Annotated in this window: 26 protein-coding genes; 13 read left to right on the top strand and 13 right to left on the bottom strand. The window is 70.5% G+C overall.

The window, feature by feature from the left end:
- Nucleotides 1-38 precede the first annotated feature (38 nt).
- Nucleotides 39-659 (top strand): methyltransferase domain-containing protein, encoded by a 621-nt coding sequence (locus tag GN153_RS01090; RefSeq protein WP_159898922.1) that lies wholly within the window; start codon nt 39-41, stop codon nt 657-659.
- Nucleotides 660-870: 211 nt separating this feature from the next.
- Here GN153_RS01090 and GN153_RS01095 read toward each other — a convergent pair whose 3' ends face one another.
- Nucleotides 871-1320: a type IV pilin gene (locus tag GN153_RS01095; RefSeq protein WP_159898924.1), complete on the bottom strand. Its 450-nt coding sequence runs from the start codon at nt 1318-1320 to the stop codon at nt 871-873.
- A 68-nt stretch (nt 1321-1388) separates the two neighbouring features.
- On the bottom strand, nt 1389-2624 hold the full coding sequence (locus GN153_RS01100) for a DUF7094 domain-containing protein (RefSeq protein WP_159898926.1): 1236 nt from the start codon (nt 2622-2624) through the stop codon (nt 1389-1391).
- Between the two features lie 153 nt (nt 2625-2777).
- Between GN153_RS01100 and GN153_RS01105 the strand changes: the two genes are divergently transcribed.
- Nucleotides 2778-3923: a helix-turn-helix transcriptional regulator gene (locus tag GN153_RS01105; RefSeq protein ID WP_159898928.1), complete on the top strand. Its 1146-nt coding sequence runs from the start codon at nt 2778-2780 to the stop codon at nt 3921-3923.
- 29 nt (nt 3924-3952) lie between these two features.
- Here GN153_RS01105 and GN153_RS01110 read toward each other — a convergent pair whose 3' ends face one another.
- From GN153_RS01110 to pyrH, 4 genes are all read right to left on the bottom strand, one after another.
- On the bottom strand, nt 3953-5944 hold the full coding sequence (locus GN153_RS01110) for a heme-binding protein (protein ID WP_159898930.1): 1992 nt from the start codon (nt 5942-5944) through the stop codon (nt 3953-3955).
- 72 nt (nt 5945-6016) lie between these two features.
- A complete protein-coding gene (locus GN153_RS01115; RefSeq protein WP_159898932.1) occupies nt 6017-7777 on the bottom strand; it encodes a site-2 protease family protein in 1761 nt (586 codons plus the stop codon).
- Between the two features lie 110 nt (nt 7778-7887).
- Nucleotides 7888-9537 carry a lysine--tRNA ligase gene (gene lysS / locus GN153_RS01120; protein ID WP_159898934.1) on the bottom strand — a complete coding sequence of 550 codons (1650 nt, stop codon included), beginning with the start codon at nt 9535-9537 and terminating at the stop codon, nt 7888-7890.
- Complete coding sequence (gene pyrH, locus GN153_RS01125) at nt 9534-10214, bottom strand: UMP kinase (protein WP_159898936.1); 681 nt, start codon at nt 10212-10214, stop codon at nt 9534-9536. Before pyrH ends, lysS begins: the two co-directional genes overlap by 4 nt.
- Before the next feature lie 350 nt (nt 10215-10564).
- On the opposite strand from pyrH, the gene GN153_RS01130 reads away from it, so the two are divergent.
- Together GN153_RS01130 and GN153_RS01135 are read left to right on the top strand one after the other, a co-directional pair.
- On the top strand, nt 10565-10807 hold the full coding sequence (locus tag GN153_RS01130) for a DUF7123 family protein (protein ID WP_159898938.1): 243 nt from the start codon (nt 10565-10567) through the stop codon (nt 10805-10807).
- Nucleotides 10808-10904: 97 nt separating this feature from the next.
- On the top strand, nt 10905-12059 hold the full coding sequence (locus GN153_RS01135) for a site-2 protease family protein (protein WP_159898940.1): 1155 nt from the start codon (nt 10905-10907) through the stop codon (nt 12057-12059).
- Between the two features lie 37 nt (nt 12060-12096).
- On the opposite strand, the gene thiL is transcribed toward GN153_RS01135, so the two are convergent.
- Nucleotides 12097-12963 carry a thiamine-phosphate kinase gene (gene thiL / locus GN153_RS01140; protein ID WP_159898942.1) on the bottom strand — a complete coding sequence of 289 codons (867 nt, stop codon included), beginning with the start codon at nt 12961-12963 and terminating at the stop codon, nt 12097-12099.
- A 130-nt stretch (nt 12964-13093) separates the two neighbouring features.
- On the opposite strand from thiL, the gene GN153_RS01145 reads away from it, so the two are divergent.
- The 7 genes from GN153_RS01145 to GN153_RS01175 all read left to right on the top strand — a co-directional run bounded on the left by GN153_RS01145 (nt 13094) and on the right by GN153_RS01175 (nt 18843).
- The gene (locus tag GN153_RS01145) at nt 13094-14122 is read left to right on the top strand and encodes a lysylphosphatidylglycerol synthase transmembrane domain-containing protein (RefSeq protein WP_159898944.1); all 1029 of its coding nucleotides are present in this window, start codon (nt 13094-13096) and stop codon (nt 14120-14122) included.
- Nucleotides 14123-14161: 39 nt separating this feature from the next.
- The gene (locus GN153_RS01150) at nt 14162-14623 is read left to right on the top strand and encodes a 30S ribosomal protein S19e (protein WP_159898946.1); all 462 of its coding nucleotides are present in this window, start codon (nt 14162-14164) and stop codon (nt 14621-14623) included.
- 294 nt (nt 14624-14917) lie between these two features.
- Nucleotides 14918-15580: a DUF998 domain-containing protein gene (locus GN153_RS01155; protein WP_159898948.1), complete on the top strand. Its 663-nt coding sequence runs from the start codon at nt 14918-14920 to the stop codon at nt 15578-15580.
- Nucleotides 15581-15711: 131 nt separating this feature from the next.
- Nucleotides 15712-16059, top strand: a complete 348-nt coding sequence (locus GN153_RS01160; protein ID WP_159898950.1) for a DNA-binding protein — start codon at nt 15712-15714, stop codon at nt 16057-16059.
- 7 nt (nt 16060-16066) lie between these two features.
- Nucleotides 16067-16681, top strand: coding sequence for a DUF7411 family protein (locus GN153_RS01165; RefSeq protein WP_159898952.1), 615 nt, complete (start codon nt 16067-16069; stop codon nt 16679-16681).
- Nucleotides 16682-16715: 34 nt separating this feature from the next.
- Nucleotides 16716-18020 (top strand): histidine--tRNA ligase, encoded by a 1305-nt coding sequence (gene hisS / locus GN153_RS01170; protein ID WP_159898954.1) that lies wholly within the window; start codon nt 16716-16718, stop codon nt 18018-18020.
- Nucleotides 18021-18054: 34 nt separating this feature from the next.
- Nucleotides 18055-18843 (top strand): hypothetical protein, encoded by a 789-nt coding sequence (locus GN153_RS01175; RefSeq protein WP_159898956.1) that lies wholly within the window; start codon nt 18055-18057, stop codon nt 18841-18843.
- A gap of 18 nt (nt 18844-18861) precedes the next feature.
- Here the strand turns inward: GN153_RS01175 and nadC are convergent, their stop codons facing one another.
- The 6 genes from nadC to GN153_RS01205 all read right to left on the bottom strand — a co-directional run bounded on the left by nadC (nt 18862) and on the right by GN153_RS01205 (nt 24781).
- On the bottom strand, nt 18862-19674 hold the full coding sequence (gene nadC, locus GN153_RS01180) for a carboxylating nicotinate-nucleotide diphosphorylase (protein WP_159898958.1): 813 nt from the start codon (nt 19672-19674) through the stop codon (nt 18862-18864).
- Nucleotides 19671-21194, bottom strand: coding sequence for an L-aspartate oxidase (locus GN153_RS01185; protein ID WP_159898960.1), 1524 nt, complete (start codon nt 21192-21194; stop codon nt 19671-19673). Before GN153_RS01185 ends, nadC begins: the two co-directional genes overlap by 4 nt.
- Before the next feature lie 2 nt (nt 21195-21196).
- A complete protein-coding gene (gene nadA / locus GN153_RS01190; protein WP_159898962.1) occupies nt 21197-22327 on the bottom strand; it encodes a quinolinate synthase NadA in 1131 nt (376 codons plus the stop codon).
- A gap of 203 nt (nt 22328-22530) precedes the next feature.
- A complete protein-coding gene (locus GN153_RS01195) occupies nt 22531-23265 on the bottom strand; it encodes an ABC transporter permease (protein ID WP_159898964.1) in 735 nt (244 codons plus the stop codon).
- Complete coding sequence (locus GN153_RS01200; RefSeq protein ID WP_159898966.1) at nt 23262-24002, bottom strand: hypothetical protein; 741 nt, start codon at nt 24000-24002, stop codon at nt 23262-23264. Before GN153_RS01200 ends, GN153_RS01195 begins: the two co-directional genes overlap by 4 nt.
- Nucleotides 24002-24781: an ABC transporter ATP-binding protein gene (locus tag GN153_RS01205; RefSeq protein ID WP_159898968.1), complete on the bottom strand. Its 780-nt coding sequence runs from the start codon at nt 24779-24781 to the stop codon at nt 24002-24004. The genes GN153_RS01200 and GN153_RS01205 overlap by 1 nt, the downstream gene beginning before the upstream one ends.
- Nucleotides 24782-24837: 56 nt before the next feature.
- Between GN153_RS01205 and GN153_RS01210 the strand changes: the two genes are divergently transcribed.
- Nucleotides 24838-25392 (top strand): GbsR/MarR family transcriptional regulator, encoded by a 555-nt coding sequence (locus tag GN153_RS01210; RefSeq protein WP_159898970.1) that lies wholly within the window; start codon nt 24838-24840, stop codon nt 25390-25392.
- A gap of 119 nt (nt 25393-25511) precedes the next feature.
- Nucleotides 25512-26744 (top strand): hydroxymethylglutaryl-CoA reductase, encoded by a 1233-nt coding sequence (locus GN153_RS01215; RefSeq protein WP_159898972.1) that lies wholly within the window; start codon nt 25512-25514, stop codon nt 26742-26744.
- Nucleotides 26745-26767 lie beyond the last annotated feature (23 nt).

Raw genomic sequence — 26767 nt, forward strand, 5'->3', positions numbered from 1 at the left:
CAGGGGGATTATGCCGGTCGCTTCCCTACCTACTCCCGATGGGCGTCCTCGAGAACAAGGCGCGTGCCCGAACGTTCTACAAGTACCTCTCGAAGGTGTACGACCGCATCAACCCCTTCATCTGGAACGCGGAGATGCGCGACGAGGCCATCGCGATGCTCGACATCGAGCCCGGCGACCACGTGCTCGACGTGGGCTGTGGGACCGGCTTCGCCACCGAGGCGCTCCTCGAGCGCACCGAGAACGTCCACGGGCTCGACCAGAGCGCCCACCAGCTACAGCGGGCCTACGCGAAGTTCGGCAAGCGCGGCCCCGTCCGCTTCTACCGCGGTGACGCCGAACGGCTGCCCTTCGCGGACGACGCCTTCGACGTTGTCTGGTCGTCGGGGTCGATCGAGTACTGGCCCAACCCCGTCGACGCCCTGGAGGAGTTCCGCCGGGTTACCAGACCCGGCGGCCAGGTGCTCGTCGTCGGCCCGGACTACCCCGACAACACCGTCTTCCAGAAGGTCGCCGACGCGATCATGCTCTTCTACGACGAGGAGGAGGCCGACCGGATGTTCGCCGAGGCCGGCTACCCCGACTTCGAGCACCACATCCAGCAGGCCCGGCCGGGCAGCCCCCGCGCCATCACGACCGTGGCCTCTATCCCGAAATAGCGGCGACACAACCCACCTACCTCAGCCGGGACGAACCGTCGGTTTTTCGCCCACGTTTTTGCCGTGAGGCGTCCGCAGCGAGCGAGGAACGCCGAGCGGCAAAAAGGTGGTTCGGCAGGCCCGGCCGGGCAGCCCCCGCGCCATCACGACCGTGGCTTCCCTCCCGGAGTGAGCGGCGACCCGGACGGCTCGCCGGTCGCACCCGCCTCGTTCAGGCAGTCGTCTCCAGGCGCGCGACCACCCCCGCGTCGGTCCGGACCGTCACGGAGACGCTGTCCCCGGGGTCGAGTCGCGTGTTCGTCGACGCCAGTGCGAAGGCGGCGGTCTCCCCGGCGCGCCACTGACCGTCGTGAGCGCTGTTGAACGGACCGGTCGGGCCGCTCTCGAAGCCCGTCGCGGCGAAAAACGGCACCGGGGGCTGGTGGGCGACCGGCTCACCCCCGACGTGGACGGTCACGTCCAGGGCAGCGGCCCGGAGCGTGTCCCCGCCCTCGTGAGTGAGCGCGACCCGGTCCGGGCCGGCCTCGGCTGTCAGGCTCAGGCGCGCGGTCGGGACCGTCGCCGGCTCGCCGGCGGGGACGGCTGCGAACACTGCCGTCCCGGCGACGACCACGACCCCCAGCAGGACGACGGTGCCGACGACGGAACTGACCGCGCGCATGCGGGGGGTGGCCGCGGCTTCCTACTTGAAGGCTGGCCACGGGCCGGCACGCGGAGCGTCGGCGGTGACTACGGCCCCGACAGCGTCACGTTCGCGGGCCCGGCCGTGGCGTTCACCCGGAAGCTACCGGCGGGCTGGAGCGTCAGGAGGCGGCCGTCCGAACCGGTGGTGCCGACGCGCTGCCCGTCGATACGGACCGTCGCGTCCACCGCGGTGGCGTTCGCTCCGCCGGGGCGCGTGACGGTGACCCACATCGGCCCCGTCGGGTGGGTCGCGTTGACCCGGAGCCGGAGGTCGTCGCCGCTCGCGGTCCGCGTCAGCGACACCGGCATGGCCTCCGGCGCGTTCGCCTGGGTCTCGTGGAAGACGTTCCGGGTCGCGCCGTCGAGATACGCGCGGAGGTCACCCTGCGGGTGGGAGGCCTCGACGAGATAGACCGACGAGTCCCCGAACCCGCTCAGGCTCGGGCTGCCGATAGCGTTCTCGAACACCCACGGGTAGAGCTCGCCCGCGCGGTCGTAGGCGCGGGTGATGCTGGTGAACTGGTTTGGCTCGCCGGGGGAGCGGTCCGCCCGGAGCGTCGCCTGCCGGAGGTAGGTCCCGTCCTCGACGGTCGCGGCCACGAGCCCGTCGCTGGCGGCCTGGAGGTAGACCGTCCCCGGGTCGTCGACGCCGGTCGTGCCGTCGACGACCTGGTCGACGACGGGGGTGGGGAGAGCGACGAGCGTCCCGCGGAGGCGGGCGACACGGGTCTGTGTCTCGACCGGAAGCGAGAGGCTTGTCGACCCCGCGGTCCGCTCGCTCACGTGCTCCAGAAGCGCGCGTTCCTGCGCGGCGGCGACCCGGACCATCCCCAGCCGGCGGAGGAACGTCCGGGTGGAGACCTCGTCCTCGCCGTAGGCGGTCAGCAGCTGTCGCTGGCGGTCGTCGAGCCGGTCGAGCCGGTCCTCGATACCGGTCAGCGTGTCGGTGACCACGCCGAGCTGTCCCGGGCCCGGGCCGGCGCCTTCGAGCCGTTCGTCGAGGGTGAGCTCCGCGTGCCGACCGCCGATCCGGGCCGCGCCGACCGAGACCGCGCTCGCGACGTCGAGGTCGGCCTGCGCGTATGTCCGCCGCGTGACGCCGCCGGGTGTCGCCTGGTTCGGCGTGTCGGTGAGCGTCACGACCGCGCCGGCTCCCTCGGCGGGGTCGAGCGCGGCCCGGTCAGGGGGGGCGACCGCGCCGGCTCCGGCGCCCGCGGCGAGGAGGCCGACGGCGAGGAGACCGACGAGAGCGAGCAACCGGGGACCTGGGAGGGCGCTCATCGCCACGGTGTACCCGCCGCTTACACAAAAAGGGTTAGCCTTCCTCTGGAGAGGCGTAACGCCACGAGCGGGCCGCAGACAGTTTATGCGCTCGTCTGATGTTTTATTCTCCGATGGAAAGCGTTTTGCCGCCGCAGGGTCCACGTGGGAGGTATGTCATCGGGGTTTCGCCTCGCCCTGATAGCCCTCCTCATCCCCCTCGTCGCATCAGCGGGCGTGGTCGGACAGGCCGGCGGCCAGTCCGGCGCCGCCACCCCGTGGGTCGAGAACACGACCCTCGAGGTACAGCTCCAGCCCGACGGCGACGCCCGCTGGTCGGTCTCGGCGTCGTACGACCTCTCGACGCCGAACCGGACGGCCGCGTTCCGGACGCTGGCCGAGGAGTTCACCGCCGGCGAGACCGACGAACTCGGACTGTCGGCGTTCGAGCGGGCGGCGAACGCCTCCGCCGCGGTGACGGACCGCGAGATGGAGGTTACCGACGTCGACCGGGCCGCCTCGCCGGAGTCGGCCATCGAGAACGGGACCGGGCGGCTGACTCTCTCGTTCACCTGGACGAACTTCGCCCGGGTCGAGCGCGACAGGCTGACCGTCGGGGACGTCTTCGAGACGCCCGGCGGGACCTGGCTCCCCGGAATCGACGACGGGCAGCGGCTCGTGCTCCGTCCGCCTGCCGGCTACGCCGTCTTCAGTGCCAGCCCCAACGTCCCCGCTCCACAGAACGGCACGCTCGTCTGGACCGGGCCAGCGACCTTCGGGGAGGACAGCTTCTCGGTGACGTTCACCGGGAACCCCGGGACGTCGTCACCGACCGACACGCCGGGCGGGCCCGGCGGGCCGGGCCCGCAGGGAAGCGGTGACCTGTTCTGGGTGCTCGTTGCCACGCTGACCCTCGGGGCGGGCGCTGCGGTGGTCTACGTCGTCGTTCAGCGCAACGGCGGCGAGCACGGACCCGGGCCGGTGGCGGCCGACGACAGCGGCGACGGCGCAACAGCCGCGTCGGCGGGCGGCGACGACGGCGGGGCGGGCGCGGGGGCGGCGACCGATGACGCGGACGGGGAGGAACTCGACGAGGAGCTGCTGAGCGACGAGGAGCGCGTCGAGCGGCTGCTCGAGCGAAACGGCGGCCGGATGAAACAGGCCACCATCGTCAAGGAGACCGGCTGGTCGAACGCGAAGGTCTCGCAGCTACTCTCTGCCATGGAGGAGGAGGGACGGGTCGACAAGCTCCGGATCGGGCGGGAGAACCTCATCTCTTTCCCCGACGAGGACGTGACCGACCTCGACGACCGGGGGTAGACCGCGGGTGGTGCCGGTCGCCGACCGCCTCAGGCCAGAAATACGTGCCGGGGCCGGTCCGCGAGGACGTCGCGACCCCAGTCCAGCGTCTCGGCGAACTTCTCGGAGCGGAAAAAGCCCATCGCGTCCTCCCGGGAGTCCCACCGGCTGGCGATGAACATGTCGTTGTCGTCCTCGCGGTTGACCAGCAGGCTCGTCTCGCGGTGGCCGTCCATCTCGGTCAGCAGGTCACCGACCGACTCGAAGGTCTCGGCGAACTCCTCGCGGTACTCCGGCTTGACCGTGTAGAACATCCCCATCGTCCCGAAACCCTCGCCCTCGTCGGCCCAGCCGACGACCCCGGGGAGGTCAGTCAGGAAACCGCTGGCAGTGTCGGCGGCGTCGGCGGTCTCCCAGAGGCTGACGACCGCCGAGGCGCCCCCGTCGTGGTCCTCGTAGACGTGGGTCCCCTCGTGGGTATCGTAGCGGTCGAAGCCCTCGCGGAGGTCGGTCACCTCCTCGAGGAGCGTCCCGGGGTCGGCCTCCGAGTACAGCACCAGCGCGTAGACGTCCTCGCCGTGGGGGGTGCCGGCGTAGACGTCCATCTCCGCGAGCTCCTCGCGGATGCTCGTGGCGTCCTCGTCGCCGGTGTGGGCGCCCTCAGTGTCTTCCGCACCGCCATCCGCTCCGGCACCCTCCTCCCGGTCGGGTGCGTCATCGACTGGCCCGCGGAGGACCTCCCCGACGCCGGGAAGGTCGGTCAGGAAGCCCTCTGCGGTGTCGGCGGCGCGCTCGGCGTTCCAGACGCTGGCGACCACGGCCTCGCCGTCGGCCGCCCGGACAGCGGTCCCGACGTGGGAGTCGTAGTGGTCGAAGTTCGACCGCAGCCCGTCGACCTCCGCCGCCAGTTCCTGGGCGTCGGCCTCCGAACGGAGGAGGACGGCGTAGTCGCCGGCCCCGAAGTCCGAGCCGGCCTGGAGGCCGAGTTGGCCGAGCCGGGCTGCCATGTCGGTGACCTCCTCGCTCTCGCCGTGTGGGTGGTCGCCCTCGGCGGCGCTGCCGGGGTGTGCGCCACCGCGGCCGTCCGCGTCGCCCGCGGCCTCGCCGTGACCGGGACCCCCGTCCTCAGCGCGCCCGTGACCCCCTTCGCCGGCGTGGCTGCCGTCGTCGCCGTGACCGCCGGCCGTCGCGTCCGCGGGGTGGACCGGCGCCGCGTCGGCGTCACCGGCGTCTGCTGTCTCCCCGTCGTCGGTTGGAACGCGTTCGCCGGCCAGAAGCGCCGGCAGGTCCGCCGGCGGGAACCGCCGGCCGACGTAGAAGGACCCGAAGTCGGCGTACTGCGAGGTCGAAGGGTCGAAACGCATCTCGTAGAGGAGGTCCTTCATGTCGGTGAGGTCGTCGCCCCACAAGGTGACGCCCCACTCCCAGTCGTCGATGGCGATGGCCCCGGTGATCATCTGCTGGACCTGGCCCGCGTGATCGCGGCCGATGTCGCCGTGGGCGTCCATGTGCTCGGCGCGTTCCTCGAAGGACAGGTCGTACCAGTTCTGGTCGGGCTGGCGGCGCTTGTCCATCGGGTAGAAACAGACGTGCGTCGCGTCCGGCACGGCGGGTTTCAGCCGGGTCTGGATGTAGTTGTACAGCCCGGAGTCCTCGTCGAGGTCGCCGGTGAAGTAGTCCCGTGCGCGCTCGGAGTAGCCCGAGGCCTCCGTGACGGAGACGAAAGAGGTCGCGCGCTCCGTGAACTCGGCGAAGTCCGTCGCCTCGAATCGCCGTTCGAGGGCGCCGATGTCGGCCGTCGAGGGCCGCATGTGGAGCAGGAGGAGGTCGGCCTTGTGGCCGAGCACGGAGTACACCGCCGAAGCACCGTCCTCGGCGTCCTCGACGGCCGCCGTCGACTGGAGGTGGTCGACGGCCTCCTCGACGGCCCGGCGGCGGTCGCGCTCGGGCGTCGAGCGCCAGGCGTCCCAGTCGACGGTCCGGAAGTCGTGGAGCACGTACCAGCCCTCGTCGGTGGGCGGCGGGTCGCGTCTGTCGGGCATACCGCTGCGTTCGGCCCGGACGGTAAGGAACCTTGCCTTATCGTCGCCCGCGGACGGACAGCGGGCGGCCGGTCACGCGAGCAACTGCGGGCCGACGAACATCATGACGAGCGCGCCGAGCATGGTCAGCGAGACGACGGTCGTGACGGCGGAGGTCAGCTGCCGGCGGTTGGGCAGCGGCAGCCGGGAGACGACCGCCTCCGTGCTGGTCCGAGTGAGGTGGCCGCCGTCCAGCGGGAACGCGGGGATACAGTTGAAGATGCCGAGGTTGAGGTTGATCCACCCCGTCCAGAACAGCAGGTTCGCGAGCAGGAACACGCCGCCGCCGAGCCCGGCCAGCGGCCCCTGGACCACGTAGAAGTCCGCGACCCCGCCGGTGAAGCCGGCGAAGTTGAACGGCGAGCCCGCAAGCGACGCGATCGGCAGCCCCAGCAGCCAGCCCAGGTGGACGATGATCGACGCGAACAGGCCGCTCTGGCCCTGGATCTGCGGGTGTGACCCGTCAAGCAGCGCGAGGAAGCCCGCAGCGGGGTACTCCCGGACCCCGAAGTCGTCCGGGACGACCCCCGACACGCCGGGGGCGACGCCCGCGACCCCGAGCACGCCGTCCTCGAGTGTCACGTCGACGGTCCGGCGCTGGCCGTCGACGAAGAGCGTGACCGATGTCGACCCGCCGGCCCCCACGGCGTCGAGTGCCTCCCGCAGGTCGGCGGCGGTCCGGACGCGGGTGTCACCGACCCCCGTGATGACGGCGGAGGCGTTCTCCGGGACGCCCTCGTCGACGAGCGGGCTGTCGGGGGTCACCCGCGCGGAGTAGGCCCCGAGCGGGACCGTGACGGACCCCCGGCTGGTCTCGAGGGTCGCGACGGTCCGGTTCTCGACCGCCGCGGCGAACTCGGCCTCGGTGCGGACCGGCGTGCCGTTGACCGCCTCGATGACCGGCGCTTCGCCGCTGCTGACGTTCAGTACCTCGGGGACGAACTCGACGGCGAGGACGCGGCGCTGGACGGTGACCGTCGAGCCGTCGTGCAGGTCGACCTCGACGGCCGCGCTCTCGACGTCGGCCAGCGCCGCTTCGAGTTCCGTCCGGTTCTCGACGTCGGTCCCGTTGACGGCGGTGATGACGTCGCTGTGGCCCAGGCCGGCGTCGGCGGCCGCCGAACCCGGGTAGGCACCGCCGACCGCGACCCCCGGGGCGACCGCGATGGCGCCCGCGACCGGGCCGGCCAGCAGCGCGAAGGCGAGCGCGGTGACGACGAAGTTGTTCGTGACGCCGGCGGCGAACATCCGGCTCTGGGCGCCGCGGTCGGCTTTCACCCGGCTCTCCTCGTCGGGCTCGACGAACGCACCCAGCGGGATGAACCCGAGCAGCGCGACGCCCATCGAGTCGATGTCGATATCCTCGACGCGACAGAGCAGGCCGTGGCCGCCCTCGTGGACGACCATCCCGACCAGCAGGCCGAAGACGATGTCGGGGGCGGCCGACAGCGGGAGGAAGTCGTTGACGCCAGGTATCACGAGGGCGTTCTGTGGCTCGACGGCCCGGGTCTGTTCGGGTGCGGAGAGCACGAGATACGCCGAGAGCACCAGGAAGACCGCGGCAAACAGCATGACGACGACGGTGATCCCGAGCCCGACGTTCCCCCAGGCCCGCCAGAAGCGGCGCCGTTTCGCGAGCCGGTCGAGGAAGGCTTTCCCCCGGCCGGTGTGCAGCGTCACGAGCGGGCCGGAGACACGGACGTAATCCGGGAGGACGCCGCGGGCCTGCAGCGCCAGGAGGGCGAGTACGTAGACCCCGAATCCGATGAGGACCAGCTCGAGCGTACCGACCATTGGTTGCCAGTAGTCGGGTACGGCAAAGAGGGTTTTCCTACGGGACGGCGGGCTGGGGTCGGGGTGGGGCGTCGGCACCGTCTGCGGCGGTCATTTCCGGTTGCGACCGGTCACCGATCCCGTCGCAGCCGGTCGACGACGAACTCCCGGTCGAGCTTCGCGAGGAACGGGCCCAGCTGTGGCCCCTTGTCGTCGTCGAAAAAGAGGCGGTAGCCGGCCGAGAAGAACTCGCCGATGTCGAGGTCGTGGCGCTTGGCCGTCTCGTAGATCTCACCCTGGATCGTCTCGCCGTCGTGGCCCTCGGCGACGAAGTCAGCCAGCTCGTCGAGCGCCCGCTCGGTCTCGGGGTCGAAGTCCACCTCCGGCAACTCGGTGCGCTTGAGCTCGTAGTCGAAGGCGTTGCCGGTCCGGCGGGCCCACTCCCGGGCGCGCTCGACGCGGGCGAGCGCCGCCTCGACGGCCCACTCCGGGGCGTCCTCGGGGACGTGTCCCTCCTTGCGGGCGATCTCCTCGCGTACGGCGGGGTCGTCGGTCATCCCCAGCACCGCGGCGAAGGTGTAGGGGATCCGCACCCGCTCGGCGCGTGGCTCGTCGACGACCATCGGATAGGCGCGCTCGGCGCGGGCCCGCTCCTCCTCACCGGCCTCGAGTTCCCCGAAGTAGACCCGCTCGAAGCGGTCGAACTCGTCGACCAGCTGGTCGACGCCCTCGACGCTGAAATCGCGCTGTTTCAGCGGCTCCTTCGTGAAGAAGTACTTCAGGACCTCGGGCTCGAGGAAGGTCAGCGCCTCGTCGACGGTGAGGACGTTCCCCGCGGAGGAGGAGAGCGGCTCGCCGTCCAGCGTGAACCACTCGTAGACCATCGGCACGGGCGGCTCGACGTCGAGCACCTCCCGGGCGATGGCGACGCCGCTCGGCCAGGAGCCCTCGGCGTGGTCCTTCCCGAAGGGCTCGAAATCCACGCCCAGCAGCTTCCACTGGGCGGGCCACTCGAACCGCCAGGGGAGTTTGCCTTCCCGCAGCGTGGCCGTCCCCTCGTGGCCACACCCCTCGATGACGTCGCCGTCGGCCTCGCTGTCCGTGCACCGGTAGGCGACCGTCCCCGCCTCGAGGTCGACGCCGGTGATGGTCTCGGTGAGCTGGCCACACTCGCTACACTCCGCGAAGAAGGGGACGTAGTCGTCGTCGACCTTCTCCTGGAAGTCGGCGAGGACCTCCCGGGCGCGCTCGCGGTTCGCGAGCACGTGACGGGTGACGGCCTCGAACTCGCCGGTCCCGTAGAGCTCGGTGTTCGATACCATGTCGACCTCGACGCCCAGCCGGTCGGCGCTGTCCTGGAGCAGCCGGGTGAAGTGTGCCCCGTAGGAGTCACAGCAGCCGAAGGGGTCGGGGATCGCGGTGTAGGGCTTGCCGAGGTTGCGCCCGAGCGCGCCCGCGTCGACTTCCCCCAGGCCGACGACGTTCCAGTCCAGGTCCGCCAGGCGGCGGGGGACGGCGCGCAGGCGGTCCTTGTCGTCGGCGGTGAAGACCTGGCGGACCTCGTACCCGCGGTCCCGGAGTGACTCCGCGACGAAGTAGCCCCGGAGGATCTCGTTGAAGTGGCCGATGTGCGGGACGCCGGAGGGCGAGACGCCGCCCTTGATTACGACCGGCTCCTCGGGCTCGCGGGCCTCGATGACGTCGGCGACGGCGTCGGCCCAGAAGGGGCGGTCGGTGCTGCTGGCGGTCCCGTACGGGTCGGGGAGGTCGTCGTCGGTCATCGTGGTTCGATGTCGGTTCCGTCGTGGTCGCCGTCGACGGCCGCGACGACGGCCTCGGGGTCGCTTCCGTCGAGCACGACCGCACGGAGGCCGGCGCGCTGGAGGAGTTTCGTCGCCAGCAAGTCGACGGGCGCGTTGCTCCCGGCGTCGATGTCCATCTCGGCGACTAGCGCCACCAGGTCGTCGACGCCGATCCGGCTGTACTTCGTCGCCTCGGGGTCGGCCTCGGGGTCGGCGTCGAACACGCCGGGGACGCTGGTCGCGTAGACGAGCAGGTCGGCGTCGACGTACTCCGCCAGCGCGGTGGCGACGGCGTCGGTCGTGTGGCCGGCCTCGGTGCCGCCCATCACGGGGACATCGCCCCGGCGGAGCGCGGTCCGGGCCGCCCCGTGGTCGGTCGCGGGCGCCGAGACGGCCCGCTCGTCGAGGGCGGCGATCAGCAGCCGGGCGTTGAGCCGCGTCACCGCGATGCCGAGGTGGTCGAGTTCGGTCTCGTTGGCTCCGAGTTCGCGCGCGGCGCCGATGTATTCGCGGGCCGTCGCCCCCCCGCCGACCACCACGCACACCTCGTGACCCGCGTCCAGCAGCTGCTCGACGGCCGCGGCGTAGCCGGCGACGCGCGAGGAATCCAGGTCCGGCACGAGAACGCTCCCGCCGACGGAGACGACCACTCTCATCGTCCCGCCGTAACCCCGAGGCAGGCTTAAGGGTTGTCAAGCCGCCCACCGAGCACCCGCCGACGGGGAGAGAGACGGCTCGCACGGCCAGCCGGAGAGTCGAGAAAAGAACAGGCAACAAATTCCTATTTTTGCGCGGGAATCACCCGGTCTTACCGTCCCGACAGGGCCGGCCTACCAGCCTGGTGTGGCTCATCTCTCACTCTCTTAGAACTGATTGTAAAATGTCTATCGGGGTTTCAGGCGTTCGTGAAAGGTCGTTTTACGCCCCACGATCCCTGAAAGCGACCGAAGCTACCCGAAGGTTCGTTTCTTTATATGGGGTCGGGGGCGGTATCAGTAGATGAGCCATGAGCGCAACGACGACGCCCTCCCAGGAAAGCTCGAAGGAGGAACGGCTGCGCGCGTTCCTCGAGCGCAAGGCCACCGACGGCGAGATGTACTTCAAGAGCAAGTTCATCGCGGACGAGGTCGGGCTCTCGCCCAAGGAGATCGGCGCCCTGATGGTCAAGCTGAAAGAGTCCGCGCCGGGACTGGAGATCGAGAAGTGGTCGTACACGAGCGCGACCACCTGGCGCGTCGAGCCCGCCTGAGGACCCGACCCGCACTCCGCTGGTCCCCGTGCGCTTCCTCGGCTGACCGCCGGCGGGTCCCGGTCTTTTAACCGCGTCGGGCGCGAACCACGAGGCGATGGAGCGCAGCGAGTGGCCGACGGCGGGCCCTTCGGCCGCCGACGTCGCGCCGGTTTTCGCGGTCTACGACGTCCGCGAGGATGGCGACCGGCTGGTCTACGTCGGCCAGCCCCGCGCTCCGCCCGGCCGCGTCGAGCGCGAACTCTGGCCGCGCTTCCGGGAGTGTGGCTACGAGGTGCAACTCAGGCAGGGGTATCCCGACGGCGGCGAGGGGGACATCCCCATCTCCGCCGGGGAGTACGTCCTCGTCGCCAGGCCCCGGTTGGTCGGGGTCGACGGGGTCCCGTGGACGAACGTCGCCCTCCTCGTCGCGACGGTGTTCTCGACGCTTCTCGTGGGAGCGACGACGTGGTACCGGATCCCGCTGTCTGCGGGGCCGGTCGCGATGCTCGAGGCCTGGCCCTTCGTCGTCGCCATCCTCGGGGTCCTGGGGATCCACGAACTCGGCCACTACGTCATGAGCAGGTACCACGAGGTCGACGCGACGCTGCCCTATTTCATCCCGTTCCCATCGGTCATCGGCTCGATGGGCGCGGTCATCCGGATGAAAGGGCGGATCCCCGACCGGGAGGCGCTGTTCGACATCGGCGTCGCCGGGCCGCTGGCGGGACTGGCGGCGACGGTCGTCGTGACCGCCGTCGGCCTCCAGCTCGACCCCCTCCCCGTCCAGGAGGCCGCGAGTCGGGAGGCCGGCACGTTCATCCGGTTCAACAACCCCGCGCTGCTCGTGCTCGTCGCCGAGCTGACGGGCACGGCAGGAAAACTCGCGGCCAACGGCTCGGTCCACCCGGTCGTGTTCGGCGGGTGGGTCGGGATGCTCGTCACCGTGCTCAATCTCCTCCCGGTCGGGCAGCTCGACGGCGGCCACATCCTCCGTGCGGTGCTCGGACCCCGTCAGGAGACTCTCTCGGCCGCCGTCCCCGCCCTGCTGTTCGCGCTCGCCGCCTACCTCTACGTCGTCGAGGGGACCGTCAACTCCGTCGCTATCTGGGTCTTCTGGGGGCTGTTCGCGCTCGGACTGGCCTACGCCGGCGCGGCCGAGCCGGTCTACGACGAGCCGCTCGACCGGCGCCGGGTCGCGGTCGGCCTCCTCACGTTCGTCCTCGGTGCGCTCTGTTTCACGCCTGTTCCGATCGAGATCGTGACGGTCTGAGCCCGGCCGGGCGACTGCGAGTTGCCCGCCCACGCCGTCAGTGGGTGTACCCCCGGTCAGGCAGCGGCTCGCCGTCCAGCGTCACGCCGGAATCGGTGGCCGTCCCGACTCTTGTCAGCGGGACTGACAGCGCCTCGCGGGCAGCCTCTACCTCTGCCTCCGGCAGCGTACAGACGAGTTCGAAGTCCTCGCCGAAGAACGCGCCCAACTCCAGATACTCCTCGCCGGTCCTGGCCACCTCGTCGACGGCGTCGTCGACCGGCAGCGGCGTCTCGACGGCGAAGCCACAGTCGCTGGCCTCGGCGAGCTGGTGTAGCGAGCGGGCCAGCCCGTCGCTGGAATCCATCATCGCCGTCGCGTGGGGGGCCAGCGCCCGCCCGGCCGCGACCCGTGGCTCGAACCGGAAGAGGCCGTTCGCCCGTTCGACGTCGCCGCGCTCGAACAGCCTCAGCGCGGCGCCGCTGCGGCCGAGCGTCCCGGTCACGCAGACCGCTTCGCCGGGGCTGGCGCCCGACCGGCGGACCGGGTCCGGCGCCCGGCCGAGCGCGGTCGTGGCGACGGTGAACTCGTCGTGGCCGTCGAGGTCGCCCCCGACGTAGGCGCCGCCGGTCAGCTCACAGACCTCGCGTGCGCCTGCGACGAAAGCCGCGATCTCCTCCCACTCGAAGGTCGGCGCGCCGTAGACGGCGACGGCGGCCACCGCCTCGGCACCCATCGCCGCCAGATCCGACAGCGACGCGCCGACCGCCCGCCAGCCCGCCGTGTACCGGGTCGTCCCCGCCGGGAAGTCGGTGCGGTCGTGGAGCATGTCGGTCGTCAGCGCGAGCCCGTCCACGACGGCGGCGTCGTCGCCGGCCGCCGGGAGCGTGTCGGCGAGGTGGCGGAGCGCGGCCCGTTCGTCCATGGGGCGGGTTCGTCCGCCGGGCCCAAAGGCACGTCGCACGCGGGGCGGACCGGCTCGGTCGGCCGTCGGACGGCCCGGGCGACAGCGGGCATCCGGAGGCTTGAAGCCCGGGCCGTCCCACGGCCGGGGTATGGACGGCGACCGCCTCAAGACAGCCGCCGGGTTCGTCGCGGCGGTCGCGCTGCTCGTCGTCATCGTCTGGTACATCGGCTTCGACGAGGTCGTCGCGGCGCTGCTGCGTGGCGACCCCGGGATCGCCGCCCTGACCCTCCCCGTCGCCGTCGTCTGGCTCTCCGCGTGGGGGCTGTCGCTGTACACGGTCCTCGGGGCGCTCGGCGCGCCGATCAGGCCCCACAAGGCGGTCTTCGTGTTCACCGCCGCGGTGTTTTCGAACAACATCACGCCGTTCGGGCAGGCCGGCGGGGAGCCGGTGAGCGCGATGTTCATCTCCTCGGCCTCGGACAGCGAGTACGAGACCGGGCTGGCGGCCATCGCCAGCGTCGACACGCTGCATTTCATCCCGTCGCTGGCGGTCGCGACCGTCGGGCTGGGCTACGTCGCGGTCACGGCCGCGGAGTTCACCCAGGACCTGGTCTTCGCGGTGGCGGCGGCGGCGGCGCTCGCGGCGGTCGTCCCGACGGTCGGCTACCTGGTCTGGCGCTTCCGCGAGCGGCTCAAGCGCGTGGTCGTCGACCGACTGGGGCCCGGCATTCAGTTCCTGGGTCGGGTCGTCCCGATCGCCTCGGCGCCCTCCCGTTCGGTCATCGAGAAGCGCGTCGAGGGCTTCTTTTCCTCGGTCGGCCGCGTCGCCTCGAACCGGCGGGCGCTGGTGACCGCCATGTCGCTGTCGGCGCTGGGATGGGTCTGTCTCTCGACCTCGCTGTGGCTCTCGCTGGCCGCCCTGGGCCACGTCATCCCCTTCCTGTCGATCCTCTTCGTGGTCCCCATCGGGAGCATCGCCGGGGTGACCCCGTTCCCCGGCGGGCTCGGCGGGATCGAGGCCGCCTTCGTCACGCTGCTCCTGCCGCTGGGCGTCCCTGCCGAGGTCGCGACCGCGGCGGTACTCATCCACCGGGGGGCGACCTACTGGCTCCCGACAGCCTTCGGCGGCGGCGCGGCGTTCGTCCTCAGCGCCGAGGCCCGCCGCGCCCGGCAGTAAACGACGTGCTTAAATGACGGCGTCCGGAAAGAGCGTGCAATGACGACGCTCTACGACGTCCCCACCGAGGAGCTGATCGAGGCGGTCGCCGACCGCCTCGCCGAGGAAGACGAGGTCGAGGAACCCGACTGGCTCCAGTTCGTCAAGACCGGCGTGGACCGCGAGCTCCCGCCCGAGCAGGAGGACTTCTGGGTCCGCCGGGCCGCCAGCCTGCTCCGGAAGGTCGCCGTCGACGGACCCGTCGGCGTCGGCAGCCTCCGCACCGAGTACGGCTCCACGAAGCAGGGCTCGACCCGCTACCGGGTCCGTCCCCGCCGACAGTCCCAGTCTTCCGGGAAGATCATCCGGACCGCCCTCCAGCAACTCGAGGAGGCCGGCTACGTCGCGACCGCCGAGGGCGAGGGCCGAACCGTGACTCCCGAAGGCCAGGGCTTCCTCGACGACACCGCCGCCGAAGTGCTCGAAGAGCTGGACGACCCCGCGCTCGAGCGGTACGCCTGACCACCTTTTTTTGCGTCGGGTTTCCTCGCGAGCCGGAGGCTCGCTGCGGAACCACTCCTTGAAAAACGTGGGCGAAAAGACCTCGCCGCTCCCTCCGGTCGCGGCGAGTGAACCGCGGCACAGAGCGCCGCGGATGCTACTTTTCACATTGAGCTAACGTTCGGTCTCGCCGTGGGATTGTTCGCACTCCCCCAGCTGCCACAGCCGAGTTGTTATCCCCAGAGGAGGTATATGGGAGAACCGGTATCTATTAAATAAACAACTACTTTTCCCTTTCGTACGAACGCTCGGTTGATGAGCCAACCTACCTCTCTTCACTCCCGACTCGGACTCTCGGAGCGGTCGATAGCGGGCTTCGGCCTCACGGTGTCAGGCTTCCTCGGATTCATGGGGATAATCACGGCCGAGGTCCTCTATCCGAACTACTCGACGCGACAGGATATCAGCGACCTGGGGTCGACACGCCCGCCCGACCCAGTGATACACGAGCCCTCAGCGACGGTCTTCAATTCGACGATGCTCCTGACGGGAGCGATAGTAGTCATCTCGGCATACCTGCTTTACCGGGTGATGGACCGCCGCGGGTTCCCGATTACGCTCGCCGTCTTTGGACTCGGCGCGTTTGGTGTCGGCGTCTTTCCGGGAAACGTGACTCCGTGGCATGGACTATTCGCGCTCCTCACGTTTCTTACGGGGGGTATCACAGTCCTCCTTTCCGCTCGGGTCGTTTCCCGTCCGTTTTCGCTTCTCTGTGGACTCTTCGGTGCGGTCTCCTTTCTCACTCTCGTCAGTGTCTTCTTTTTCGGACTGGTCGTCGGTGGTCCCCATCCGCTCGAATTTCTCGGGGGCGGCGGAATCGAGCGGTGGGTCGTCTATCCGCTCATCCTCTGGTTGCTCGCGTTTGGTGGCTATCTCCTGGCGAAAGCTGAGGAGACGACGAGGGATACTACGGCGTAGCCGGCGCGTCTTGATACTCCACCGGTTTTCGGACTACGTTATAGTAGGGCCCGAGCGACACCTCGTGTCTAGCTTCGTGACACCCTGGGTGCTCCGTAATGGTTTTGCGGGCGAGCCGACAAACGGGAGGTATGAGTGGCGACCCCAGCGACGAGGAACTCGAGAAGCTCCGCCAGGAGAAGATGGAACAGCTCAAAGAACAGCAGGGCGGCGCCGACGAGGAAGCCATGGAACAGCAGCGCCAGCAGGCCGAGGCCCAGCGCAAGGCCATCCTCCGGCAGAGCCTGACCGACGGCGCGCGCAAGCGGCTCAACACTGTCAAGATGTCCAAGCCGGAGGTCGGCGAGCAGGTCGAACAACAGATCGTCGCGCTCGCCCAGAGCGGCCGCATCCAGGGGAAGATAGACGAGGAGAAGATGAAACAGCTCCTCCAGGAGCTGACCCCCGACTCCAAGAGCTTCGACATCCAGCGGCGGTAACACGGGAATGGAGGTCGGTCTGCTGTACAGCGGCGGGAAAGACTCGACGCTCGCGGCCTGTCTGCTCGACGGGCTCTGTGACGTCACCCTTTGCTGTGGCACCTTCGGCGTGACCGACGATCACTACCAGGCCAGCGAAGCCGGCCGCCGGCTCGGCTTCGAGACCGCCCGGCTGGACCTGGACCCCGAGGTCGCTCGCGAAGCTGTCGAGGAGATGGTTGCGAACGGCTACCCCCGCGAGGGTATCCAGCAGGCCCACGAGCACGCCCTTGAGCGGGCCGCCGGGGAGTGGCCGGCCGTCGCCGACGGCACCCGGCGTGACGACCGCGCCCCGACGGTCGACCGGCCGCTCGCACAGAGCCTTGAGGACCGGTTCGGCGTCTCGCACCTCGCGCCGCTCGCGGGCGTCGGCCGAAACGCGGTCGACCGGCTGGCCGACGCCCACCTCGCCGTCGAGACCGGTCCCAGTGAGGAACTCGCGACGGGCGACTACGAGACCGAACTCCGGGCGCTGATGCGCCGCGAGCACGGCCAGGAGACCGTCGAAGCGGTGTTTCCCGAACACGTCCAGTCGCGGGTGACCGGGCGGCGCGGTCGCGGGAGCGGCGCGGACTCCGAGTAGTCACTTTCAAACGCGCCGTCGCCGAAGACGGGGTATGTACGACCGGATCAAGGGCTTTCGTGACTTCTACCCCGGGGAGATGGCGGCCCGCCGCGAGGTCATGGACACCGTCGAGGGGGCGGCCCGCCGCTACGGCTTCCGGGAGGTCGGCACGCCCGCCCTGGAGCCCGCCGAGATGTACGCCGACAAGTCCGGCGAGGAGATCCTGGAGGAGCTGTACGCCTTCGAGGACAAGGGCGGTCGGGAGGTCGCGCTCACGCCCGAACTCACCCCGACCGTCGCGCGGATGGTCGTCGCCAAACAGCAGGCACTCTCGAAGCCGATCAAGTGGGTCTCGACCCGGCCGTTCTGGCGGTACGAGCAGGTCCAACAGGGCCGATTCCGGGAGTTCTACCAGACCAACGTCGACATCTTCGGCACGAGCGACCCCGCCGCCGACGCCGAGGTTCTGGCGGTGGCCGCCGACGCGCTGACCGGCCTGGGGCTCACGGCCGACGACTTCGACTTCAGGGTCTCCCACCGCGACATCCTCGGCGGCCTGCTGGAATCGATGGACGCCGGCGTCGACACCCGGGAGGCCATCCGGGCGGTCGACAAGCGCCGGAAGGTCGAGCGCGCGGAGTACATGCGCCTGCTGGAGGACGCGGGGCTGGACGGCCGGCAGGCCGAGGCCTTCGACGACCTCCTCTCGACCCCCGAAGACCGGCTCGGCGAGCTCGTCGAGTTCGCGGGCACCGACCGCGTCGAGGCGGCCGTCGAGAACCTCCAGGCGGTCCTCGAGGCGGCCGCCGACTTCGGCGTCCGGGAGTACTGTACCCTCTCGCTGACCACGGCGCGGGGACTCGATTACTACACCGGCGTCGTCTTCGAGTGTTTCGACTCCACGGGCGAGGTCTCCCGGTCGGTGTTCGGCGGCGGCCGCTACGACGACCTCATCGAGGGCTTCGGCGGTCAGCCCACGCCTGCGGTCGGCTTCGCGCCCGGCTACGCCACCCTCTCGCTGCTCTGCCAGCGTGCCGGCGTCTGGCCCGCCGAGGAACTGACGACGGACTACTACGTCCTCCAGGTCGGTGACACCCGCTCCGTCGCGGCACGCGTCGCCCGCGACCTCCGCGAGCGCGGCCACGTCGTCGAGTCCGACGTCGCCGGCCGGAGCTTCGGCGCGCAACTGGACTACGCCGACTCCATCGGCGCCGAGACCGTGGTGATCGTCGGCGAGCAGGACCTGGAGAACGACGAGGTGACGGTCAAGGACATGGAAACGGGCGACCAGACGACCGCTCCGGTCGACGACTTCCCCGGCGACCGCGGCCGGCCGACCTACGACGACTTCGCGTAGCAAGGCTCAACTGGGTCCCGGGAAACCTTCACACATGGTCCCCGACAGCGAGGACAGCGGCAGCGAGAGCGACCTCCTCGGGCGTGGCTGGACCCCCTCCAGACGGACCCGGGCCCTCGTGTTCGTCGGCGTCGGTCTCCTGCTCGTCGTCCACGCCGCCGTCGGCGGGCTGCCGGCAGCGCTCGGGCTCACGGGTACCGTCGAGTATCACGCCCTGAGTGTCGAGGCGGACCCCGACGGCGACCGGCTCCTGTTCTCCGGCGGCGTCGACGGGCGACCCGGAACCTCGGACCTCGCCGTCCGCGGTGGGCTCCGCGACGTCGACTGCTATCTCGACGTCGCGGTCCGGGGCTCGGCCGCGTGTGCGCTGGAACGGCCGCTGGTCGAGGCCGACCTCACGCTCCCCGACGACGACGCCCCCGAGGACTGGCGGGGCTACACCTACCACGGGCGGTTCTACGAGCGCGTCTCGGAGCGGACGAACGGAACCGTGACCCTCGGCCTCCGGCCCGTCCCAGCCGGGGACGTGCTGGCGGACGCCGCGGTTCCGGTCGAGTCTGTCCCCGAGGTCTCGGGCGGGGACGCGGTCCGGCGGGCCGTCGAGACCGGGAGCGTCCGGGTCGACCCGCCCTTCGCATACGCGCGGGAGGTCCTGCGGAGCGACGGGGGCTACTACGTGCTCGTCGCCGAGGACTTCCCGTCGGAGGACGACGGCCAGCATCCGGTGACGACAACGCTGTCGGCGGCGCTGGGTGTCTTGCTGCTCCAGCGCGGCAGGCGTCGCTACGGACAGTGGCGGGCGGAAAACGGCGGGGCGGGGTAGGCCCTCGCCGCCCCTTTGCTACCCCGTCCGGAAGGACAGGTCCAGCGCGGGCGCCGAGTGGGTCAAAGATCCCATCGAGACCACGTCGACGCCGGTCGCCGCGTACGCCGGCACGTCGTCGACGGTGATCCCGCCCGAGGCCTCCGCGAGCGTGTCCTCGGGCAGGAGGTCGACTCCGCGCCCGACCTCGGCGGGTGAGAGGTTGTCGAAGAGGACGACGTCCGCGCCCGCGTCGGCGGCGACCGGACCATCCTCGGGCGTCTCGACCTCGGCCTCGACCTTGGTGGCGAAAGAGGCCTTCTCCCGGAAGTGTTCGACAGCACCCTCGAGACCCATTTCGGCGACGTGGTTGTCCTTGACCATGACCATATGAGAGAGGTCGAGACGGTGGGTGTCACCGCCTCCGGCCGCGACGGCGCGCTTCTCGACGCCCCGGAGGCCGGGCGTCGTCTTGCGGGTGCCCGCGACCGCGACGTCGTCGCTGACCGACCGGGCGGCGTCGACGGCCTCCCGCGTCCGGGTCGCGACCCCGCAGGCGTGACCGGCGACGTTGACGGCCACGCGTTCGCCCCGCAGGACGTCGCGGGCCGGCCCCTCGACGCGGAGGAGCGCGTCGCCGGCCGAGACGCGGTCGCCGGCCTCGACTGCCGGCTCGGCCGCCACGTCCATGTACTCGAAGACGGCGACCGCGGCGTCGATGCCCGCCGCCACCCCTGCCTCCTTGGCGACGAGCCGCCCCACCGTGTCGCCGGCGACGTGGTTGGTCACGTCGTGGTGGCCGAGGTCCTCGCGGAGCCAGGCCTCGACCTGTCTGTCCGTGACGAGGCTCATGCCGTATCCACGGTCGCGCCCGGCCGTTCGGTCCCGTCGTCCGCTCCGTCGACCAGGTAGTGACAGCCAACCGACTCCCGGTTCTCGGCGGCCGCCCGGGCGACCAGCAGCGCGACGACCGAGGCCGCGCGGAGTTCGTACAGCGACCGCGAGGTGCGGGTGCGGGCGTAGGCGTCGACCTCGCCCTTGAGCCGCCGGAGGACCGCTTGGGCCCGGCTCAGCCCGTCGGTCGTCCGCTCGATGCCGACCTGCTCGGCCATCACGCGGCGCAGGCGGCGGAACTTCCCGGCGGCGAAGTTGTCCGGAAGTTCCGGATCCCGGTCCAGCAGCTCCGGCGGCTCGACGGTCCGGATATCGTTGCCGACGGCGTCCTCGCCGGCGCGCAGCCCCCAGACCAGCCCCTCGAGCAGGGAGGTGGAGGCCAGCCGGTTCGCCCCGTGGACGCCGGTGCGGGCACACTCCCCGACCGCGTAGAGCCGGCCCAGCGAACTCCGGCCCCGGTCGTCGACGTCGACCCCGCCACAGAGGAAGTGCTCGGCGGGCGCGACCGGGACCGTCGGGAGGTCGACGCCGGCGTCCTGGCACTTCCCGGCGAGCGAGGGGAACTCGCCCTCGAAGTCGAGCGGGGAGACGTCGAGCACCACCTCGCCGGTGGCCTCGCGCTCGGCTTCGACCGCGCGGGCGACCACGTCCCGGGGCGCGAGGTCGGCGTCCTCGTGGTAGTCGGGCATGAACCGCTCGCCGTCGCCGTTTCGGAGGATGGCGCCCTCCCCGCGGACGGCCTCGCTGACGAGAAAGCTCTCGCCTGCCTCGTCGCCGACGTAGGCTGTCGGGTGGAACTGGACGTACTCCATGTCGGCGACGTCCGCCCCCGCGAGTGCGGCCATCGCGATGCCGTCACCGGTGGCGTCGGCGGGGTTCGTCGACCGGGGGTAGAGTGCCCCGATCCCGCCCGTGGCGAGGACAGTCGCGCCGGCGTAGGTGGGGGTAATCCCGCCGTCGCGTTCGAGCATCGCGCCGTAGACCGCCCCCTCGTGACCCAGCAGTTCGAGGGCGGCGGTGTCCTCCAGCACCCTGACGTCGGTTTCATCGGCCACGTAGTTCAGGAAGGGCACGTGGACGTGCTTCCCCGTGGCGGCCTCGACGTGGAGGATGCGGGGTTCGTCGTGGGCGGCCTCCTGGCCGTAGTCGAACCCCTCGCCGTTCGTGTCGAAGTCCACCCCGATAGTGTCGACGAGCACGTCGCGGACCGCGCTGTCGGCGTTGTCGACGAGCACGTCGACAGCACCGGGGTCGGCGGTGCCGGCCGAGGCGTCGACGATGTCCCGCTTGAACTGGGCGGGGTCGTCGCGGCTGACCGCGATCCCACCCTGCGCCCACCAGGTCGAGGCCGATTCCGGACGGGTGGCTTTCGTCGCGAGCGTCACGTCTGCCCCCTCGCGGTCGGCAGCCAAGGCGGCCGAGAGGCCGGCGATCCCAGCGCCGACGACGAGGACGTCGGTGTCGCGTGGTCCCGGCATGGTCACAGCTCCATCATCCGGTCCATCGCCACGCCAGCGCGTTCCTTGGTCTCGGGGTCGACCTCGATGACGTTGCGCTCCCGGCCCTCGAGGAGTTCCTCAAGCACCCACGTCAGGTAGTTGGGGTCGATCTGGCGCATGGCGTTGCAGTCCATGCATGCGTCCCCACACAGCGGTAGTACCTCCACCTCGGGGTTCCAGCGGTCGAGGTGGTTGGCGAGGTGGATCTCGGTGCCGATAGCCCAGGTCTCACCGGGGTCGGCGTTCTCGACGGTCTCGGTGATCGTCGCCGTCGACCCCACGACGTCGGCAGCCTCAACGACCTCCCGGCGACACTCGGGGTGGACGACCACGTTCGCCTCGGGGTGGTCGCTGCGGACCTGTTCGACGTGGTGCTCCCGGAACCGCTCGTGGACCTGGCAGTACCCCTCCCAGAGGATGATGTCGTTGTCGACGGCTTTGATTGCGTCTTTCGACTCGGGGTCCCAGGGGTCCCACTCGACGGTCTCCTCGGCCATCCCCAGCTCGTGGGCGGTGTTGGTGCCGAGGTACTTGTCGGGCAGAAAGAGCACCTTCTCGCCCCGGTCGAAGGCCCACTCGAAGGCGTCGGCGGCGTTCGAGGACGTGCAGACGAGGCCGCCCTGCTCGGCACAGAAGGCCTTCAGGTCCGCATACGAGTTCATGTAGGTGATGGGAATGACCTCCTCGTCGGTGGCGGCCGTCAGCTCGGCCCAGGCGGCGTCGACCTGCAGCGCCTCGGCCATCCCCGCCATCGGGCAGGAGGCCTCCATCGAGGGGAGGATCACCGACTGGCTGGCGTCGGTGATGATGTCGGCCGACTCGGCCATGAACGTCACCCCGCCGAAGATGACGTAGTCGGCGTCGGTCGCCGCGGCCTCTCTCGAGAGGCCGTAGGAGTCGCCGACGAAGTCGGCGTGCTCGACGATCTCCCGGCGCTGGTAGTTGTGCCCCAGGATCACGACGTCGTCGCCCAGTTCGTCGAGTGCGGCCTCGATGCGCTCGGTCCGCTCACCTTCACTCAGGTCGCGGTAGGCCGGCGGCAACTGCTCCAGATTGTCGTACTTGAAGAGGCTCAGGTCCGTCTCGAACGCCGCGGTTTCCATCTCGGGCATGTGTACCACTCGGATGAAGTTTCAATCGGAACGCCGTATTGAAAACATTTTCTCTTCAATAACGCCGTCCAGACCGATATTGGCTCCCTATCTATCGGTAGAACAGCGAAAGTTGTACGTGCCCGCGAGCCGGACGAGAGTGGTCCGAACGTGGTGGAGGTGAACGCCAGCCGGTCGGCCGCGGGGCTCCGGCCTGAACCGGCTCACGCCGAGCGGAGCGACCGGGAGAACGCGACCCACGCCACGGCGGCGACGACCGCGAGGTAGACGAGGCCCCAGGCGACAGTCGCGAGGTCGACGCCGGCGGTGAACGCGGCGTCGAAGGCCATCTCGACGGTGTAGTGGCCCGGCAGGTAGGGCGCGACGGCGGGCGCCCCCTCCGCAAGCGGGCTCTGTGCCAGGAAAATGTCCAGGAACGGCCCGAACATCAGGACGTAGATGCCGGCGAGCCGGTTCGACACCAGCCCGACGAGGGCCCCGATGGCGCCGTAGGTCAGCCCCGAGACGACCGTCGCGAGGACGAACCACGCGAGCTGGTCGGGGACGTAGGTGAGGGACATGACGGTGACCGCCACGGCGCTCGCGAGCAGCGTCGCGAACCCGAGCAGGCCAAAGCGGGCGAGCAGGATGGTCCGCGGAGCAGCCCCGACGACGACCAGCCGGCTGTCGACGTCGCGGGCGGACTGCATCAGGAACAGCCCCGCGACCCCGCCGATGAGCGCGGCGACCATCGGCGTCATCAGCACCGCGACCATCGGCTTCAGGCCGACGGGCGTCAGCCCCGCGCCGGGGAGGTCGACCGGGACGGTCCGCTCGGGCATGACCCGCGTGAAGAAGACGATGACGTACGCGGGCAGGAAGACCAGCAAGGCGAGCAGGACGGGCGTCCGGGCGTACTCGCGCAGCCCCATCTCGAAGGTGGTCCGCGTCTGACTCATCCCAGGACACCCCCCTCACCGGTGACCAGCGTGTAGACGCCCAGCGCGAGCGCGAACAGGGCCGCGACGTAAACGAACGAGGCGACGATGTTGCCGCTCGCGAGGGCGTCCCCACCGACCGCGCTCTGGAACAGCTTGTGCGGGTAGTGCATCGGCAGAAGCGTCACGAGGACCGAATCGACCTCGAACAGCCCGCTCGACAGCAGTTCGTCGACGTCGGCGAGGAAGATGAGCACCAGCGACCCCTCCAGCTCGCGCGGGAGGACAGCGCCGATGAGCATCCCGACGAGCCCGTAGAGCACGCCGACGAAGGCCAGGACGGCGAACCCGACGCCGGGGTCGGCCACGTCGGTCCGGGTGGTCAGCACGGCCAGCGAGACGGCAGCGGTCAGCAGGCTCGCGGCCACGACCGCGAGCAGCCGGCTCGTGAACAGGACCGAACGGTGAAAGCCACAGACCGCCAGCCGCTCGTCGGCGCTCCTGGCGCTTATCACCTGGAAGAGCCCGATGACCCCCGGCAGGAAGGTGGCGACGAACAGCGTCCCGTTGAGCGCACCCAGCGTCCCCGGCGCGGCGTCCATGTAGGGCAGCCGCGGAAAGGCCCCCATCATCGACCCGTAGCTCGTGACGACGACCGGCGGGAGCACGACCAGCAGCGCGAGGTTGAGCGGCTCCCGGACGAACTCCCGCAGCGTCGCGGAGAGCCCGACCCGCAGGCGGCGGGAGGCGGTCGACATCACCTCACCCCCGCCTCGCCGGCTTGCGTCGAGCCCTCCTCGGTGACGTCTTCGAGGGTGCCGTCGGCGAGTTCGAAGATGCGGTCGAACCGCTCGCGCTCGTTGATCAGGTGGGAGATGATCGCCACCGACGTCCCTCGCTCTTTGAGCTGCTCGGTGAGCTCCCAGAACGCGAGGTAGGTGTCCCAGTCGAAGCCGGTGTAGGGCTCGTCGAGCAGGAGCACGTCGGGGTCGTGCATCAGCGCGACCGCGAGGTTGACCTTCTGGCGGTTCCCGCCGGAGAGGTGGTCGACCCGGTAGTCCAGAAACTCCTCGAACCCGAGCTGGTCGGCCAGGCGGTCCCGGGCGTCCGCGACGGCCTCCCGGTCCATCCCGTAGGCCTCGCCGAACAGCCGGAACGTCTCCCGGACGGTGAGCCGGTCGTACAGGAGTTCCTCCTGTGGACACCAGCCGACCCGCCCGCTCGACTCGACGGTCCCGGCGTCGGCCTCGAGCGCGCCGACGAGGATCTTCATCAGCGTCGACTTCCCCGAGCCGTTCGCGCCCACGATGCCGACCACCTCGCCCGCGCGAACTTCGATGTCGGCGCCGGTCAGCACCTCCACGCGCCGGCGGAAGGGAAGCCGGGAGCCGTAGGCCTTCTCCACCCCCGTCGCCCGCAACACCACTTCGCCGCCCGTCTCGCCGTCGCGGGCCGTCTCCTCTGGGCGGGATGTCCCGTCGGGGCGTTCGTCGGCGATACCACCGTCGGCCGCGACCTCTGATCTAATATTCGGCATTTACCGAATATTCTGAACACAATGATTTATTACTTTCGGCACGTACCGAATATACGATGACCACGGACGACGACCGCGAGAACGAGACCGGCGAGCCGGAGGAGGTCGCGGCCGCCCGGGAGGAGGTGGTCGAGGCGATGGCCCGGGGCGCGGAAGTCTACGGGATCAAGAGCAGCTACGGCCGGCTCTACGGCACGCTGTACTTCGCGGACGGGCCGCTCTCGCTCGACGACCTCGTGGAGCGCAGCGGGTACGCGAAGTCGACGGTGAGCACCGCGATGAGCGCCATGGAGCGGTTCCACCTCGTGCGCCGGCGGTCGATCCCCGGCGAGGGCAAGAAGGCCTACTTCGAGGTCGAGCGGGACCTGTGGTACGCCTTCCAGCAGTTTCTCGACGGGCAGGTCCGCCGCGAGGTCGACGTGATGACCCGGGCGCTGGAGGACGCCGAATCCCGGCTCGAGGCGGCCGAGGGCGAGGCCGCGGAGCACGCCCTCGAGCGGGTCCGCGAACTCCGGGGCGTCTACCGCCGCGGCGAGCAGGCGATCGACCTCCTGACGAGCCAGCGTCTGGAGCGGCTGTCGGAACTGGTCGGGCGGCTCCGGGACGAGTGATACGGATTGCTGTGAGCCAGTACCGGATCGAGCGCACGACAGCGTGCGGCCGTCTCGGTACACAGTCACAGCAACCCGTATGAGAAACTGTTAGGGGGGTGGGCCGCCAGCCGGTGGGTATGACCGACGGTACCGGCGGCGCGGCCGACCCGCAGCGACTCGCCGACCGCGTCCGCGAGGGCGACCTGCGGCTCCACGAACTCGAGGACCACGCCGACCCCGGGACGGCGGCGACGGCCCGCCGCCGGCTGGTCGAGGCCGAGACCGGCGCCGACCTCTCGGCGGTCGGCGAGTACAGCTTCGACCCGGCGGCGACCGAGGGCAACGTCGAGAACCTGATGGGCGGGGCGGGGGTCCCGATGGGGGTCGCCGGCCCCGTTCCCGTCGACGGCGGCGCCGCCGACGGCGAGTACTACCTCCCGATGGCCACCACCGAGGGCGCGCTCGTCGCCAGCGTCAACCGCGGGCTCGGGACCATCCGCGCCGCCGGGGGCGCGACCGCCCGCGTGACCGACTCGGGGATGACCCGCGCGCCCGCCTTCCGGGTCGAGGGCGTCGCCGAGGCTGCCGAGGTCGTCGAGTGGGTCGAGGCAAACGAGGACCGGCTCCGGGAGGCCGCCGAGGCGACCACCAGCCACGGCGAACTGCTGGAGGTGAGTCCCTACGTCGTCGGCGACTCGGTCTTCCTGCGGTTCGTCTACGACACAAAGGACGCGATGGGGATGAACATGGCCACCATCGCGACCCGCGAGGCCGCCGACGTGCTCGAGGCGGAGACGCCCGCCGAACTCGTGGCGCTGTCGGGGAACCTCTGCTCGGACAAGAAACCCGCCGCGGTCAACGCCATCGAGGGCCGGGGCCGGACGGTCACCGCCGACGTCCTCATTCCCCGCGACCTCGTCGAGGAGCGACTGGGGACGACCCCGGAGGCGATGGCCGAAGGAAACTCGCGGAAGAACCACGTCGGCTCGCTGAAGGCCGTCACCCTTGGGGGCAACGCCCACGCCGCCAACACCGTCGCCGCGGTCTTCCTCGCCACCGGCCAGGACGCCGCCCAGGTCGTCGAGGGGGCAAACGCCATCACCACCATGGAGGTCCGCGAGGAGGGGCTGTACGCCAGCATCTCGTTTGCCTCTCTTGAGGTCGGTACGGTCGGCGGCGGGACCGACCTCGCCACCCAGGCCGAGGGGCTCGAGGTCCTGGGGCTGGCCGGCGGCGGCGACCCGCCGGGGAGCAACGCCGACGCGCTCGCAGAGGTGATCGCAGTGGGGGCGCTCGCCGGCGAGATATCGCTGATCGCCGCCTTCTGCTCGCGTCACCTCGCCTCCGCTCACGAGGAACTCGGGCGGTAGCGGTTCAGTGAAGCGGCACCCGC

The sequence above is a fragment of the Salinirussus salinus genome (genome assembly GCF_009831455.1).
Classification (GTDB): Archaea; Halobacteriota; Halobacteria; order Halobacteriales; family Haloarculaceae; genus Salinirussus; species Salinirussus salinus.